Source organism: uncultured Eudoraea sp. (assembly GCF_947490415.1).
Taxonomy (GTDB): Bacteria; Bacteroidota; Bacteroidia; order Flavobacteriales; family Flavobacteriaceae; genus Eudoraea.
In genome coordinates this window covers 439,243-454,831 of sequence record NZ_CANLGX010000002.1, presented here as the reverse complement: position 1 = coordinate 454,831, position 15,589 = coordinate 439,243, and the positions used below count along the sequence as shown (strand labels likewise).

The 15,589-nt window shown below is 36.0% G+C and carries 14 protein-coding genes; 9 read left to right on the top strand and 5 right to left on the bottom strand.

Annotated features, from left to right (window positions below; translation table 11 throughout):
• Window positions 1-70 precede the first annotated feature (70 nt).
• From Q0874_RS06960 to Q0874_RS06940, 5 genes are all read left to right on the top strand, one after another.
• Window positions 71-1,471 (top strand): tetratricopeptide repeat protein, encoded by a 1,401-nt coding sequence (locus tag Q0874_RS06960; protein WP_299161104.1) that lies wholly within the window; start codon window positions 71-73, stop codon window positions 1,469-1,471.
• A gap of 30 nt (window positions 1,472-1,501) precedes the next feature.
• Entirely contained in the window at window positions 1,502-2,425 is a 924-nt protein-coding gene (locus Q0874_RS06955; RefSeq protein WP_299161102.1) for a DUF368 domain-containing protein, read from the top strand.
• A gap of 5 nt (window positions 2,426-2,430) precedes the next feature.
• Window positions 2,431-3,450, top strand: a complete 1,020-nt coding sequence (locus tag Q0874_RS06950) for a DUF368 domain-containing protein (RefSeq protein WP_299161098.1) — start codon at window positions 2,431-2,433, stop codon at window positions 3,448-3,450.
• Window positions 3,422-4,174 (top strand): shikimate dehydrogenase, encoded by a 753-nt coding sequence (locus tag Q0874_RS06945; RefSeq protein WP_299161095.1) that lies wholly within the window; start codon window positions 3,422-3,424, stop codon window positions 4,172-4,174. The genes Q0874_RS06950 and Q0874_RS06945 overlap by 29 nt, the downstream gene beginning before the upstream one ends.
• Before the next feature lie 153 nt (window positions 4,175-4,327).
• Entirely contained in the window at window positions 4,328-6,334 is a 2,007-nt protein-coding gene (locus Q0874_RS06940; RefSeq protein WP_299161093.1) for a DUF349 domain-containing protein, read from the top strand.
• Window positions 6,335-6,433: 99 nt separating this feature from the next.
• Here Q0874_RS06940 and Q0874_RS06935 read toward each other — a convergent pair whose 3' ends face one another.
• Together Q0874_RS06935 and Q0874_RS06930 are read right to left on the bottom strand one after the other, a co-directional pair.
• Window positions 6,434-7,012: a DUF1080 domain-containing protein gene (locus tag Q0874_RS06935; RefSeq protein WP_299161090.1), complete on the bottom strand. Its 579-nt coding sequence runs from the start codon at window positions 7,010-7,012 to the stop codon at window positions 6,434-6,436.
• Between the two features lie 146 nt (window positions 7,013-7,158).
• Window positions 7,159-9,369: a DUF5916 domain-containing protein gene (locus Q0874_RS06930; protein WP_299161087.1), complete on the bottom strand. Its 2,211-nt coding sequence runs from the start codon at window positions 9,367-9,369 to the stop codon at window positions 7,159-7,161.
• A 174-nt stretch (window positions 9,370-9,543) separates the two neighbouring features.
• On the opposite strand from Q0874_RS06930, the gene Q0874_RS06925 reads away from it, so the two are divergent.
• Genes Q0874_RS06925 through Q0874_RS06915 form a run of 3 tightly spaced genes read left to right on the top strand, consistent with a single transcriptional unit; the run spans window position 9,544 to window position 13,093 of the window.
• Complete coding sequence (locus Q0874_RS06925) at window positions 9,544-10,782, top strand: serine hydrolase (RefSeq protein WP_299161084.1); 1,239 nt, start codon at window positions 9,544-9,546, stop codon at window positions 10,780-10,782.
• Window positions 10,783-10,818: 36 nt separating this feature from the next.
• A complete protein-coding gene (locus Q0874_RS06920) occupies window positions 10,819-11,466 on the top strand; it encodes a GDSL-type esterase/lipase family protein (protein ID WP_299161081.1) in 648 nt (215 codons plus the stop codon).
• 10 nt (window positions 11,467-11,476) lie between these two features.
• The gene (locus Q0874_RS06915; protein WP_299161078.1) at window positions 11,477-13,093 is read left to right on the top strand and encodes a family 20 glycosylhydrolase; all 1,617 of its coding nucleotides are present in this window, start codon (window positions 11,477-11,479) and stop codon (window positions 13,091-13,093) included.
• A gap of 13 nt (window positions 13,094-13,106) precedes the next feature.
• Here the strand turns inward: Q0874_RS06915 and Q0874_RS06910 are convergent, their stop codons facing one another.
• From Q0874_RS06910 to ruvX, 3 genes are read right to left on the bottom strand one after another with little or no spacing between them, the layout of a single operon-like run.
• Complete coding sequence (locus Q0874_RS06910; RefSeq protein ID WP_299161075.1) at window positions 13,107-13,535, bottom strand: DUF5606 domain-containing protein; 429 nt, start codon at window positions 13,533-13,535, stop codon at window positions 13,107-13,109.
• A gap of 51 nt (window positions 13,536-13,586) precedes the next feature.
• Complete coding sequence (gene def / locus Q0874_RS06905) at window positions 13,587-14,177, bottom strand: peptide deformylase (protein ID WP_299161073.1); 591 nt, start codon at window positions 14,175-14,177, stop codon at window positions 13,587-13,589.
• A 4-nt stretch (window positions 14,178-14,181) separates the two neighbouring features.
• Complete coding sequence (ruvX, locus tag Q0874_RS06900) at window positions 14,182-14,592, bottom strand: Holliday junction resolvase RuvX (RefSeq protein WP_299161071.1); 411 nt, start codon at window positions 14,590-14,592, stop codon at window positions 14,182-14,184.
• Window positions 14,593-14,693: 101 nt separating this feature from the next.
• Between ruvX and Q0874_RS06895 the strand changes: the two genes are divergently transcribed.
• A complete protein-coding gene (locus Q0874_RS06895) occupies window positions 14,694-15,509 on the top strand; it encodes a 2,3,4,5-tetrahydropyridine-2,6-dicarboxylate N-succinyltransferase (protein ID WP_299161068.1) in 816 nt (271 codons plus the stop codon).
• The last annotated feature ends 80 nt before the right edge of the window (window positions 15,510-15,589 follow it).

Sequence of the window (15,589 nt, the reverse complement as noted above, 5' to 3'; positions counted from 1 at the left end):
CCTAAAGTGGAATTAAGGGTAGTACCAAAAAGACTATTTTTAAATCCATAGATTAACCAAGCTCGTTCTTATGGCGTTAGATCCTAACGAAAGTCAAAATCAACCAATCGCGAAGTTTGAATCCATGTTGAAGACGGATGACATTTATTTTTTTGACGCGGAAGATTTTGAAGACATAATTCACCACTACTTGAACAATGGCAAAATATCCTTAGCAAAAAAGGCTATTAAAATTGGACTTAAACAACATCCGGGAGCCATGGATTTAAGGCTTTTGGATATAGAAGTTCTTGTATTTGAAAATAATCTGGAAGTTGCTGAAAAGCTTTTAGATGAACTTCAATTGATGGATAGCGCCAATGAGGAAATTTATATTCAGCGCGCCAATATCTATTCAAAAAAAGACAATCATGAGGCGGCAGTAGACATGCTAAAAAAAGCTTTGGCTCTATCCGATGAAAGTTTTGACATTTATTCATTATTAGGCATGGAATACTTGTTCATGGATAATTTTGAGAAAGCAAAAGATAATTTTATAAAATGTGTCTCTTTTGATGAACAGGATTATTCTTCCCTTTACAATGTGGTCTACTGTTTTGAATTTATGGAGGATTATGAAGGTGCCATAACTTTTTTAAACGATTTTCTAGAACGAAATCCATATTGCCAGGTGGCCTGGCATCAATTGGGAAAACAATATTATACTAAAGAGATGCTTCCCGAGGCTTTAGCTGCATTTGATTTTGCCATAATTGCCGACGATTCTTTTATAGGAGCTTATTTTGAAAAGGGAAAGGTTCTGGAAAAAATGGGAAAACACAACGAGGCAATTGAAAATTACGAAACAACTATAAAAATAGAAGATCCTACCTCGCATGCTTACTTGAGAATTGGAAAATGTCATGAAAAACTAAACAACGACGAGCTTGCAAAATTCTATTTCTACCAGACCGTACATGAGGATCCACTGCTGGACAAAGGTTGGCTAGCAATTACCGATTTCTACTTTCGTAAGGAAAATTATGAAAGAGCCTTGTATTATGTAAATAAGGCCATTAATATTGATGGTGAGAATGCCTTATACTGGAAAAAATGTGCTAAAATTCATTACGTCCTTGAAAACCTGGATGAAGCAGATTTTTCATATAAACAAGCCGTAGATCTTGGAAACTATGAGTTAGATACCTGGTTAAATTGGGCAGAAGTCGTTACAAAAAACAGTGATATTGATTCTGCTGTTGAAATTCTGATACAGGGACTCCAATTTTACCCGGAAGAAGCTGAAATAGAATATAGAATGACCGGGTTATATCTTATGTTAAGTGATTCTGAACAAGCAAGATTTAGATTTATTAATGCACTAAAATTAGATATCTCTAAACTTACTATTTTTGAAGATGCATTCCCTGAGTATTACAACTCCATATGGACCCAAAACATAATTAGTAATATTAAAAAGGCTTCCGAATAAAAGAACTATTTTTGTTTTTTTATTTTTTTAATGGGTCGTCGCAATTTATTAAGTTACATCATTATTTCTCTGAAAGGATTCGCCATGGGAGCTGCAGACGTAGTGCCGGGAGTTTCTGGTGGTACCATAGCATTTATTTCGGGAATTTATGAGGAACTTATAACCTCCATAAATAGTATAAATTTTTCCAAATTCAAAGTCTTAAAAAAAGAGGGATTTAAAAGTTTCTGGAAGGCTATCAATGGGAATTTTTTACTTGCTCTTTTTTCAGGAATTTTCATAAGTGTTTTTTCTTTGGCCAAGATGATAAGCTGGCTCTTGGTTAACCAACCTATATTGCTATGGTCCTTCTTTTTTGGACTGGTATTTGCCAGTATTTTTTTTATCGCCCGGGTTATTGAAAAATGGAATTTAGGCACTATTTCGGCATTTGTTTTAGGAGCTCTACTAGCGTATTATATAACAACCCTGCCACCTTCAGAAAATACTGGAAGTTTACCTTTCCTATTCCTTTCAGGAGCTCTTGCAGTGTGTGCTATGATCTTACCGGGAATATCGGGAGCATTCATTTTGGTGCTTCTCGGATCATATAAAACCATTTTGGATGCTGTTCACGAGCAGGAACTATACACTGTTGCGACGGTTGCTATGGGTGCGGTGTTTGGCCTTTTAAGCTTTGCCAGACTTTTAAAATGGATGTTCGAAAATTATAGGAACAGTACCTTGGCTCTTTTAACCGGATTTATTTTAGGTTCACTTAACAAAATATGGCCCTGGAAAAAAGTCCTGGAAACAAAAATATTTGGTAAGAAAGTTATTCCTGTCAGTGAAGTAAACATATCCCCCTTTCAATATGAGGGTGATAACCAATTACTCTACGCCGTTCTTTTAGCATTGCTTGGATTTTGCGTTATTTTTATACTTGAAAAACTAGCAACAAAAAGTAAAAAATAAATCCAATGCAGAAGCCAAGAACTTTTCTTGATAAACTATTTCTGATCATAAAGGGTTTAGGAATGGGTGCCGCGAATAAAGTTCCCGGTGTCTCAGGAGGTATTGTAGCATTTGTCGCCGGCTTTTATGTAGAGTTTATTTATTCACTTCAAAAAATAAATCTAAAAGCCCTTAAGTTGCTTTTGAATGGCAGATTTAAAAGTTTTTACCGATACGTAAACGGACAATTTTTATCGCTACTAATATTTGGAATGTTGGTTAGCTATTTTAGCGTTTCCAAAATACTTGATTATTTTCTTGACCGACAAGAGTTGTTTGTTTGGGCTACTTTCTTTGGGATGATAATTGGTTCCATTTATTACATTGCCAATGATTTTAAACATTGGAATAAAGGAACCATCACATCGGGTTTAATTGGGCTTATTGTTGGAATTTCGATCAGTTTTTTAAGCCCGGCAAAGGAAAATGACAATTTGTTCTTTATCTTTCTCTGCGGTATTATAAGCGTTTCGGGCATGACCCTACCGGGCTTATCAGGATCATTTATACTTATACTTTTGGGTAATTACGTCTTGTTATTGGTAGATTCTGTAAACTCCCTGTACGATACGATTTCCGAATTGGTAATAGGCGATTTTAGTTTCATAGAAAATCAGGCACGTCTAAGAACATTGAAAATTCTTGCTGTGTTTACGGCTGGATCTGCCACTGGACTGGTTACCTTGTCCCATCTGCTTGGATATGTATTAAAACACTATAAATATATTACTTCCGCTGTTATAATTGGCTTTATCACCGGTTCTCTGGGTGTAGTATGGCCCTGGAAAAATCCAATTTACATAAAGGATGAAGCCGGAAACATCGCTATTGATTCAAATGGAGATAAAGTAGTAATGAACTATGAAAGATATATTCCGGATTTTAATAATAGTGAAACTTGGTGGGCAATCATGTTCGTAATATTGGGAATTGCATTGTTAATAGGATTGGAAAGGTATGGCAAAAACAGAGCAGGAAATAGCTAGTTTTGGACTAATTGGAAAGAATATATCGTACTCTTTCTCTAAAGCGTATTTTAACAATAAGTTCACTTCAATGAACCTCGTGAACTATAGCTATGTAAATTTTGATCTCTCCAAAATAGAAGAATTTCCTGCTCTTATAAAAAGGCATAATACACTGAAAGGCCTAAATGTCACAATCCCATATAAAGAAGCCATAATTCCCTATTTGGATAGTTTAAATAAAAAGGCGGAGCGCATCGGAGCTGTTAACACCATAAAATTTACAAAGGACGGTCTTAAAGGATATAACACAGATGTTTATGGTTTCAAAAAATCTTTCCAGCCATTTTTAAAAAAGTGGCATAACAAAGCCTTGATTCTCGGTACGGGCGGGGCCTCTAAAGCTGTTGCATTTGTTTTAAAAGAATTAGGTATTTCGTTCAAATACGTTTCAAGAAACCCAACAGGAGATCAGATTGGTTATACCGAATTAAATAAGAAAATTATTAGATCGCACAATGTGATTATTAATTGCACACCTTTGGGTACTTTCCCTGATACTGAAGCCAAACCAAATATTCCATATGAATTTCTTACTTCAAACCATTTACTTTTTGATCTTATCTATAACCCCGTAAAAACTGCATTTCTCTTATCAGGAGAACGCAAAGGGGCAATTATTTGTAATGGCGCAAAGATGCTGGAGCTGCAAGCCGAAAAAGCCTGGCGAATATGGAATTCCTAATATTCTATTCCTGAAGTTTTGTAATAAGGCAAACCTCATAACACTTAAGGTATTAATTGATGCATAAAAGTAGTTTGATTACCTTTGCAGTTATATATGCTGTATGTATCCTGCAATGCAGGATTTAGCAAATCCACAGAAACATTAAATAAAATGTTGGAAAATAAAGACCATAAACTACAGGAAATTGTAGAGGGAGAAGAAAATTCAGAAACTACTGAATCTAAACAGGAATCAGAGAAAAGCACTGAACCAGAAGATAAATCCCATGAAGTAATAACAGCCGATAAAACGGAAACTGTTAAAGATGACGTCCATGAAGAAATAAATGACTCTAATGCGGAAGACGCAGAAGACAAAGACAATCATCGGAGGCATCATATTCCAATCCTTGACTATCACGCCATGTCTATGGAAAACCTGGTTGGGGAATTACAGAGATTGGTTAAAAATGAGAAAGTGCAGGCCATTAAAAAACATGTTGATGGCATAAAACACGAGTTTGATTTAAAATTCCTTGATTTTTTAGAACATAAGAAAGAAGATTTCATAGCCAAGGGCGGTAACGAAATTGACTTCAGATATAATTCTGTCACCAAACGGCAATTCAACGAGGTCTATTCTGAATACCGTGATAAAAGAAATGCGTATTATAAAAGTCTCGAGCAAAATCTTAACGAAAACCTTGCAACCAGACTGGAAATTATTGCTCAGCTTAAGGGACTCGTTAATGTTGAAGAAGACATAAACACTACTTACAAAAGTTTTAAAGACATTCTGGAAAGATGGCGACATGCGGGACCAATCCCGAGAAATAACTACAATGATGTATGGAGAACATACCATCACCATGTTGAGATCTTTTACGACTTTCTGCATCTTAACAGGGAATTAAGGGACCTGGATTTTAAGCATAATTTAGAGGAAAAGATTAAACTGGTTGAAAGGGCTGAAGCCTTAGCAGAAGAAGAAGACCTTAATAAAGCATTTAGGGAATTGCAAACACTTCATAAGGTTTGGAAAGAAGATATAGGACCAGTTGATAAGGAACATCGAGAAGAAATTTGGGAGCGATTTAGCAATGCCACCAAAGCCATGCACCAAAGGAGACAGGATTATTTTAAGGATCTGGACAAAGTGTATGAGCAAAATTTAGAAAAGAAAAAAAGCATTATTCAAAAGATTATCGAAATAGGGTCTCATGTTGCCAGCCACCATAAAGACTTGCAACAACAAATAAGAGATATAGAAGAGCAAAGAGAAGCTTTCTTTAAGGCGGGTAAAGTGCCACAGAATGTAAATGAAAAAACCTGGGCAGATTTTAAAGAAGCTGTTAGAGGATTTAACAGAAATAAAAACGCCTATTACAAAAAACTTAAAAAAGATCAGCAGGATAATCTCGACAAGAAAAGAGATCTTCTCAGCTTAGCACAATCTTTAAAAGATAGTGAAGACTGGGATACCACAACCTCCGAAATGAAAAGAATTCAGAGGGAATGGAAAACTATTGGGCATGTGCCCCGAAAATACTCCGATAAGATTTGGAATGATTTTAAAAATGCTTGCAATCATTATTTTGACAGACTGCACGCTACAAAAAATAAAGCTCATACTGAAGAGTCTGCAAATTTTGATAAGAAATTCGCCTGCCTGGAAAAACTGAAAGCCTTTGAACTGTGCGGAGATAAAGAAAAAGATTTGGCCACAGTGAAGTCTTTTATAGATGAATGGAAGTCTTATGGCAGGGTTCCATTTAATAAAAAGAATATAAACGTCAAGTTTAACACTATTCTGGATGCTATTTTCAAAAAACTGGATGTTAGCAAACAAGAATCGGAGCTAATGAAATATGGGGATAAGCTTAAAAAACTTGCAAACGCAGATAATGAAAGAGCCTTACTCAATGAGCGAACATTTATTCGAAGAAAGATAGATGAAAGCTTAAATGAAATTCGCCAATTAGAAAACAATTTACTATTCTTCTCAGATACTTCAGGTGACAATCCTCTTGTAAAAGATGTTGTAAAGAACATTAACCGTCAGAAAGAAACCCTGGCAACGTGGAAGGCCAAGTTGAAAAATCTGAACATTATGCAACATAATCTTAACAAAGAAGAAATTCAGGAAAGTGAGGATTCCGATAGTTCAGAAGAGGAATAAAACAATTGTTTAAAATTTCCTTCTTATAATTTCTCTTTATTAATTGCGAAAAAAATAAAGATTAACAAAGTTCATTATTTAACTTCGAGGGCAAATAATTTAAAACTCTTTTATTTTTACATTTCTAAATTTGATTATGCCAGGTTCTGCAGCCTGGAGTGCTATATAACCCTCAGATAAATCATCGTCGTAAATATCCGCTGTGAGTTCACCATTGATCCAGGTACGGATATGATTGCTTTTACAAGTAATTTTATAGCTATTCCACTTTCCTACAGTTTCTACATTTACCAGTGGTTTTGACCTGGTAACAATAGATCCGGTTCTTGATTCCTGGTCTGGATGGAAATCCCAAATATTCATCTCATAACAATCAGTGTTTGAGATATCTTTGTTTTTACATCTCACAAATATTCCCGAATTTATCCCTGTATCCGGATAAAACTCAAGTGAAAGTGTAAAATTTTGATATTTTTTATTCGTCATAGCAAATCCCGATCCACCTAATGAGGTTCCTACCAACAGATCGCCATCAAATTTCCAGGACGCCCTTCCTTCCTGAAACCATTCATTTGAATCCTTAACGAAAATAACCTTCTCAGCATCGTTACTTAGGCCGCAGGAATTAAATAAGAGGACTAATCCAAATAACCAAAAACTTGTCAAACTTTTAATCATAACTAACAGTATTAAGTTGATCTAATTATATAAAATTGAAATTAATATTACAAATTAAAGAAGTTTGATCTTGTATGAGAAAGTCGAGACTATAAATATCATTTCAAGGATTAAATAGTGACTCAATGAAATAAACATAAGAATTTCTATTTGACCAAATCAAACATTCGGGTATATTTTACAATTATGCTGTTGTTTAATGGATCGTTATTCTCTAAATTATGATTATACACAACAAATAGTCCCGTATTTGCTCGTTGTAGCCAGCTAAATCTAAAATTGAACGCCCAAAGTTTGTTCACTGTATTGTTTTGTACAAGACCCTGAATTAATATGTTTGACTTAAAAGCATAGGTCAATCGGGTTTGAAAAACATTTGCTGTAAAATCCCCACCGGGAAGTTCAAATTTATTGTATTGATAAGAAAGATTTGCATTAAATTTTTCACCTGCTCTAAATTGCATATCCGCCGTATTGAGGTATCGCGTACCACCAAAAGAACCTCCAAATACAGACCGGATATTAACGGATACTGGTTTAGAACCATTCGTAAAAAAAACCAGTTGTCCTTCCGCATGTTTATATGTTCCGGGCTCTACAATAACTCCTTCATAAATTTCAAATGGTTCAAGGAGACCCTCTGTAGTTAAATTAATTCCAGTATGTATTTCCGTACCACTTTTAAACGCCCAGTGATTATCTATATGTAAAAAACCGGTTTCCTGAAATCCATCAAAATCCCAATATCCTCTGTAGGATACATGTGGCCTTAATTCCAAAATCTTTGAATTTTCATTTTTAGGCCTGAGATGATAGAGCACCAGGCCCTCTGGCTTTCTGAATGCTGAACGCAAAAGAAACCCTACTTCCGGATTAAAACCCTGGCCAACTTCTGTATATGCTGCACGCATTTCCCAATTATCCCAATTATAGTCTGCCTGCAATTTAAAGGCATGTTCATTGATGGTGTCGTACGAACCTGAAGTTTGAGAGTAAAAACCGGATAATCTTGCCTTTTTACCCAAGCCAAATTTCCCGTCAATAGAATAAGTCCGGTTATAATCATCTGAGGATTCCAGGCCGGAACGATTTACAAAAATAGCGCCTAAAGCAGTTCTTCCTTTAAATTCATAATTAACTCTGGCTACCGTAAAATTATTTTTTTCTATACCTTCCTGTTCCACGTCATCTGTAAACATGGTAAGTAAACCAACATTAGTTCTGTTTAATTTACCGGATACTCTTGCACCACCAATGATTGGGACTATATTTCCGTCGTCTCCTATGCCTATTCGCCGACTAAAAAACAGATCTACCTCCCCCGGGCTACCTACGGTAAATAACCCGGCATTTTCCAAAAAGAAAGGTCGTTTTTCAGGAAAAAACAAGTTAAACCTATCAAGGTTCACCTGCTGATCATCGACCTCAACCTGAGCAAAATCCGTATTATAAGTGAGATCAAGGGTGAGACTTGGTGTAATGCTGTATTTTATATCCCCGCCAATTTCGGGTGTAAATTCATTTTTTGGTTCACTGGAAGTGTAGTCCTTGTCTAGCCTACCTAAAACATAAGGGATTATTTTAAGGTTACCGGGGCTTCTAAGTTCCAAGCCGGTTAAGGTCCCGGCAAGCGAAAGACGATACAATGTAAATCCGATAGGCATCGGTGCCCAATAAACAATTTCATTCGTCTTGCGAATATTTCTTCGAAAGTTTATTCCCCAGTCTTTACCAGCTTGAAATCGAATTGTTCGCAAGGGAATGGCAAACTCAGCACTCCATCCATATTCTTTGACCTGTGCCTTTACGGTATAAGAGGCATCCCAATTAAGGTTAAAACCTCCTATAGTACCTGATTGTTGTCTGTTTACATTTCTATTGCCTTGTCCTTCATTATCTACCTGCGCGTCATATTCAATTCCGAGTGAGTTTGTTCCAAAAACAAAACCATTCTGTCCATCTTTATAAGTGTCTAAAATAAATATAAAGGCATCGGTGTTATCTAAATTTGCATCTCTTCGCGGATCAGAGACTACCAGCTTGTCGGGCTGTGCATCATAGCAAATAACAGAGAGATAAAATATTTCATCGGTATAGGCTATTCGAATTTCAGTTTTCTCAGATGCAGGATTTCCAAAATTAGGTTGAACTTGATATAGGTTGCCAAAGGGAGTTATTTCCTTCCAAATTTCATCATCCATTACTTCACCATCTATTACTGGTCCCTTTTTAACAGGTATCGCTCTGGCAACAGGACGATCTGCAGTGTCATAGGTAGACTCGGCAACCTGACAATATAGGTAGGTTGTATTGCAGAAAACACATAAAATAACAAATAAAACGTAGGCTACCCGCATTAGCTGGTATTTAGTCAAGTGTATTAAAAGTAACCATATTTTAGCAAATAAATGAGTCCTATTTTAAGTATTATTCGTCATTAATATATTTTTATTAAAGCAGACAAAAACACTGTATTAAAAAAGTAAACCAGTTTAAAATCTTTATATTTATGGACACGTATTACATTAATCATGAAAAAACAATTTTACCCTCTGTTTCCATTTCTATTTCTTTTATTTTCACTCGTTTTCACTTACGGGCAATCCTCAACGGCCTCTAATGAAGTAATCTCTGGATTCTCAGAAACACGCCTTGATAGGTATTCAAAATTTTTGAATACTGAAATAACTGAAGGACGAATACCCGGTGCCGTTTCCTATATTTATCGGAATGGACAGATAGTGCACAAAGCAGCTTATGGATATAGCAGTTGGGAAGCAAAGAAACCAATGCAACAAGACAATATTTTTCATATTATGTCTATGACCAAACCAATAATCTCCGCTGCCTTTTTAATGTTGTATGAGGAAGGGTATTTTTTTCTTACAGACCCTGTTTCCAAATATCTCCCACAGTTTAAAGACTTTAAGGTATCTCTTGATGTAAATAAAGGAATAGATGGTGCTACCGAACCTGCAAAATCTGAAATAACTATTCATCAACTGTTAACACATACGGCCGGCTTTACCCATGGCATTGGAGGCACAACGTTGGACAATGAAATTGCTCAGGCCATATATTTTGAACCGCAATCTTCCATCGAAAGCAGGGTAAACACTCTTATAGGTTTACCCCTTATAGGTCATCCTGGGGAGCAATGGCATTATAGCGCCTCCCCAGACGTACTATCGCTATTAATTGAACATTTTTCCGGAATGACTACCGCTGAATTTCTGCAAATTAGGATTTTTGATCCTTTGGAAATGAAAGACACGGGTTATAATATTCCAACTAATGACCAGGATAGATGGGTTCCTGTTCATAATATAAACAAGGAAGGTAAATTAGTAAACTCAGAACAACAACTCCCTATTGAAGGGAATATGGTGTACGGAGGAACTCATGGACTTTTTTCTACAGCAGACGATTATATGAAATTTTGTCAAATGATGCTCAATGGCGGTACGGGAAATGGAAAACGATTTTTAAGCCCTAAGACCGTTGAATTAATGACTATGAATCAGGTGGGAGACTTATATAATGGACAAGGGTTTGGCCTTGGTTTTGGAATTACGACAGATGTAGCTAAAAGCAAAGCTCTTGGTTCAGAAGGGTCATTTTATTGGAGCGGTGCCTATAGCACCTACTTCTTTATAGATCCAAAGGAAGATTTAATAGCCATCTTAATGACCCAGGTTCAGCCATATAGCAACTATTATGGTGCCAAACTTCCACAATTTGTCTATCAAGCTTTGTTAGATAAAAACTAATTAAAATAAAAAGTATCTTGTTTTCTTTTTTACCGTATGCAAATTCGCTTAGTTCTATTAATCATTTTTATTAGCCTGAAAGCTGTTGCTCAGGATACCTTTCGTTTTCAGAAAGAAGTTCTTGCCATTCAGAAAAAATACGATACGTTATGGGATAATTCCAAAGAAACTATAGTGTTTACAGGTAGTTCCAGTATACGAACATGGAAAAACCTGCAGGAACTTTTTCCCGATTACCAAATTGTCAATTCAGGTTTCGGAGGCTCCCAGACAATTGATTTACTTTCGTATACGAATGAATTGATATTGCAATACAATCCGAAGAAAGTGTTTATTTATGAGGGAGATAATGATTTAAATGATCGTAAAAAACCCCGGGAGATTATTTCCGTTACTAAAGAAATCATTACGAAAATTAAGAGTACTATTCCAGATATCCGAATTGTTATTATATCTGCCAAACCCAGTTTGGCGCGATGGCATTTAAAAGGAAAATATAAAAGACTCAATCGTAAGTTTAAAAATTTATGCAAAGAAGAAGAGAACCTGGATTATGCTCATATATGGGATATTATGCTTAATGGAAAGAAATTGAAAAGAGACATTTTCATTGAAGACGGCCTGCATATGAATTCAAAGGGGTATCAGTTATGGTATCAGATAATTAGTAATTATGTTCAATAAAAATTTAATCATGATAAAATCAATACTTTCAAAATCGCTTGTTTTACTTTTTGGTATAACTTTATTCTATGCATGTCAAAAGGGTAAAATGAAAGAAATAATATTTCCTTCAACAGACCTGAGTTCAGAAAATCTTATTCCAAAACCGTTAAGGATAATTCCTACCCATAACGCCTTTGGATTAGATCATACCACCGCGATCTACACATCACAAACCGACAAAAGTTTTGAAGAAGTAGGTTCTTTTCTAGCCGATAAAATAAAATCGAAAACGAATTTAAGGCTTGCCGTAAACAAAACAGACGCCGGACAGGTTAATCGAATGATCTTTATAAATCAATCTGACAGTGAAGAACTTGAAGGCCCGGAAGCTTACCAATTATATATTTCTAAAGATTCAATTATACTCAATGCAAAAACATCTGAAGGGGCGTTTCGCGGAGTACAGACCCTACGACAGCTCATCCCTGAAACCAGCAATGATACACTTGCCGAAATGCCATTATGGCCAATCGCCACAGGAAAAATTTTAGATAAACCTAATTTTGAATACAGGGGTTCCATGTTAGATGTTGCACGTCATTTCTTTAGTGTTGATGATGTAAAAAAATATATTGATCTCCTCGCTTATTATAAGATAAATGTGCTGCACCTGCATCTTACGGATGACCAGGGCTGGCGGATAGAAATCAAATCTTGGCCGAAGCTAACCGAGGTTGGTGGTAGTACAGAAGTTGGTGGCGAAGCAGGCGGTTTCTTTACACAGGAAGATTATAAAGATATTGTGGCCTATGCACAGCAAAGATATATGATTATAATTCCTGAAATTGATATGCCCGGACATACCAATGCGGCTTCGGTCTCCTATCCCATTCTAAATGGAAATGGCAAAACTCCGAAATTGTATGAGGGAACTTCGGTGGGATTTAGCACATTTGACACCAGAAAGGATACGGTTTATGCCTTTATTGATGATGTGGTACGTGAGATCTCTGCTATGACACCCGGTCCTTATTTCCATATTGGCGGAGATGAAAGTCATGTGACCAAAAAAAATGACTATATCTTCTTTGTCAATAAAGTAGAAAAAATTGTACAAAAGTATGGTAAACGAATGATTGGATGGGATGAAGTTGCCCAGGCAGATATTGATAATTCGTCGATTGCACAGTTCTGGGACAGCGAGAAAAATGCAATAGAAGCGTCTCGTAAAGGAATGAAGGTAATTATTTCACCTGCAAAAAAAGCGTATTTGGATATGCAATATGATACCCTTTCCAAACATGGACTCCATTGGGCAGCATATATTCCTGTTGATACGGCATATGTATGGTCTCCGGAGAGTTATGCAGGAATTCCAAAAGAAAACATTTTAGGTGTTGAGGCTCCTCTTTGGTCAGAAACTATTAGCAATATTGATGAATTAGAATATCTGGCCTTTCCAAGAGTTATAGGATATTCTGAACTGAGCTGGAGTACGGAAGAAAACCGAAATTGGGAAAACTTCAAGGTACGCCTAGCAAACCAGGCACCATATTTGGACCGAATGAATGTGAAATTTTACCCTTCCAAATTAATCGATTGGAAGGAAAGTAGATTTACATATAAAACCATTCAAAAAGACTAATTCTTACAGTAACCTATTCTTCTTCGTCTGCCTTATCGGTATCTGCAGAAGTTTCAGTAAAATCTGTAATTCCATGATCGTGTAAAATATTATACCATTGTATGACTTTTTTGATATCACTTACATAGACCTTGTCTTCATCGTAATTAGGCAATACTTCAAAAAAATATTCCTCAAGACTTAATTTGTCCTCTTTATGCTTAACGGAGGTTTTACCCCCTTTTTCCTTGGTTTGGATTTTTTGAAATACTGCTCTTAGTGGAAGTTCTTCTTCCAAAGTATAAATCGCAATTTCAGATAGTACGCTTACATTACTGCTCATACCCACAGTAACTTTTTTATTATCTAACAGGGATTCCGCGACGAGCCCTGTTCTTGTTTGGGTAAGCAATCTATAAAGTCCGGGCCTCCCTCCAATTGATAGTATTTTGTCTAAACTCATAAATATTTTTAAAAAAATAAATATTAAACTCTATATAATTAATCCGCTGTTTTAGCGTACTTTTTTTAAGTCAGGAAAACGCATTTTATACTCCACGTCTATTTTACCTTTTGAAATATTAACAAGTTTGCCTTTCAGCAACCTTTTTTTAAGGCTGGAGAGTTTATCTGTAAAAAGAATTCCTTCAATATGGTCGTATTCATGTTGTATAACTCTGGCTAAAATTCCATCATAAGTCTCCTTATGTGGCTTGAAATTCTCATCCAAATAGCTAATTTCAATAGTATCTTTTCGGGTAACATCCTCGCGGATATCAGGAATACTAAGACAACCTTCATTAAAAGCCCAATTAGTGCCGGATTCCTCCTCAATTTTGGCATTAATAAATACTTTTTTAAAATTTTTAAGAGCCTCCTGTTCTTCCGGAGCCAATTCTTCATCATCTGCAAAAGGTCCTGTATCTACCAAAAATAGTCTAATTGGCAGTCCTATTTGTGGAGCAGCTAATCCTACGCCATTTGCTTTATACATAGTTTCCCACATATTGGCAATTAGTTCATTTAATTGGGGGTAGTCTTTGTTTATAGATTGCCCTGTTTTTCTTAAAACAGGATCCCCGTATGCTAAAATAGATAAAGTCATTCTGCTATTTTCTGTTTAAATAAGACTGTAAAATAAGGGTTGCACTTATTTCATCTATCAATTCTTTATTCCTGCGTTGCTTTTTTTTAAGTCCTGCTTCGACCATGGTCTGAAAAGCCACTTTTGATGTAAATCGTTCATCCTGCCGATCTATTGGAATTGATGGAAAAGTTTCTTTTAATTTTTTTAAAAATGGCTGAATTAATGCTTCTGATTCAGATGGTGTATTGTCCCATTGCTTAGGCTCACCCACAACTATCCTTGCAATATTTTCCTTTGCAATATAATCTTGCAAATACTTTAAAAGTTCTTTGGTATTTACGGTAACCAAGCCAGATGCAATAAGCTGCAGCTCGTCTGTAACTGCTATTCCTGTTCGTTGTTTACCAAAATCCAGTGCAATAATTCTCGCCAAATCAATTTTTTTGCAAAAATAAGGGATAATTTGTTACGCCTATAAAAATTAAAGATTTATTAATAGTTAGGGCCTATCTTTGCGCAAATTATTCTGACATTATGAATGTACTACGAAATATAATTGAAAATGCCTGGGAAAATCGAGAACTCCTGAAAGAAACCAAAACACAAGATGCTATAAGAGAGGTAATTCAATTAATAGATGATGGAAAATTACGATGTGCAGAACCTGTGAAGGGAGATTGGCAAATAAATGAATGGGTGAAAAAGGCCGTTGTACTTTACTTCCCAATTCAAAAAATGGAAACTCTGGAAGCTGGGATTTTTGAATACCACGATAAGATTCCGCTTAAGAGAGGCTATAAGGAAAAGGGGATTCGTGTTGTCCCTCATGCTGTAGCCAGACATGGTGCCTACATTTCAAAAGGTACAATACTAATGCCTAGTTATGTAAATATAGGCGCCTACGTGGATGAGGGTACCATGGTTGATACCTGGGCTACCGTTGGGAGCTGTGCGCAAATTGGTAAAAACGTACATCTAAGCGGTGGTGTTGGTATAGGAGGGGTTTTAGAGCCCTTACAGGCTGCCCCGGTTATAATTGAAGACAATGCCTTTATTGGTAGCAGATGTATTGTCGTTGAAGGTGTAAGAGTTGAGCAGGAGGCTGTTTTAGGAGCAAACGTTGTGTTGACTGCTTCTACAAAAATTATTGATGTCACTGGTGACACTCCCGTAGAGCGAAAAGGTTTGGTGCCTGCAAGATCTGTAGTAATCCCCGGCAGTTATACTAAGAAATTTCCAGCAGGAGAATTTCAGGTTCCCTGTGCTCTTATTATAGGTGTTCGCAAAGCCAGCACAAACAAAAAAACATCCTTAAATGAAGCTCTCCGGGAGTATAATGTAGCCGTATAATTTTTTTAATAAAATTGTGCGGTATAATATTTTCTCTTATTTAAAGTTATAACTTTGTTAATTGTTTAGGAATAATGCCT

Excerpts from the sequence above, each read along its gene's own strand:
- def (WP_299161073.1), bottom strand. The coding sequence starts at position 14,177 with ATGACTTTATCTATTTTAGCATACGGGGATCCTGTTTTAAGAAAAACA.
- Q0874_RS06910 (WP_299161075.1), bottom strand. The coding sequence starts at position 13,535 with ATGAGTTTAGACAAAATACTATCAATTGGAGGGAGGCCCGGACTTTAT.
- Q0874_RS06945 (WP_299161095.1), top strand. The coding sequence starts at position 3,422 with ATGGCAAAAACAGAGCAGGAAATAGCTAGTTTTGGACTAATTGGAAAG.
- Q0874_RS06940 (WP_299161093.1), top strand. The coding sequence starts at position 4,328 with ATGTTGGAAAATAAAGACCATAAACTACAGGAAATTGTAGAGGGAGAA.
- Q0874_RS06935 (WP_299161090.1), bottom strand. The coding sequence starts at position 7,012 with ATGATTAAAAGTTTGACAAGTTTTTGGTTATTTGGATTAGTCCTCTTA.
- Q0874_RS06915 (WP_299161078.1), top strand. The coding sequence starts at position 11,477 with ATGATAAAATCAATACTTTCAAAATCGCTTGTTTTACTTTTTGGTATA.
- Q0874_RS06930 (WP_299161087.1), bottom strand. The coding sequence starts at position 9,369 with ATGCGGGTAGCCTACGTTTTATTTGTTATTTTATGTGTTTTCTGCAAT.
- Q0874_RS06920 (WP_299161081.1), top strand. The coding sequence starts at position 10,819 with ATGCAAATTCGCTTAGTTCTATTAATCATTTTTATTAGCCTGAAAGCT.
- Q0874_RS06960 (WP_299161104.1), top strand. The coding sequence starts at position 71 with ATGGCGTTAGATCCTAACGAAAGTCAAAATCAACCAATCGCGAAGTTT.
- Q0874_RS06895 (WP_299161068.1), top strand. The coding sequence starts at position 14,694 with ATGAATGTACTACGAAATATAATTGAAAATGCCTGGGAAAATCGAGAA.
- Q0874_RS06950 (WP_299161098.1), top strand. The coding sequence starts at position 2,431 with ATGCAGAAGCCAAGAACTTTTCTTGATAAACTATTTCTGATCATAAAG.
- Q0874_RS06955 (WP_299161102.1), top strand. The coding sequence starts at position 1,502 with ATGGGTCGTCGCAATTTATTAAGTTACATCATTATTTCTCTGAAAGGA.
- Q0874_RS06925 (WP_299161084.1), top strand. The coding sequence starts at position 9,544 with ATGAAAAAACAATTTTACCCTCTGTTTCCATTTCTATTTCTTTTATTT.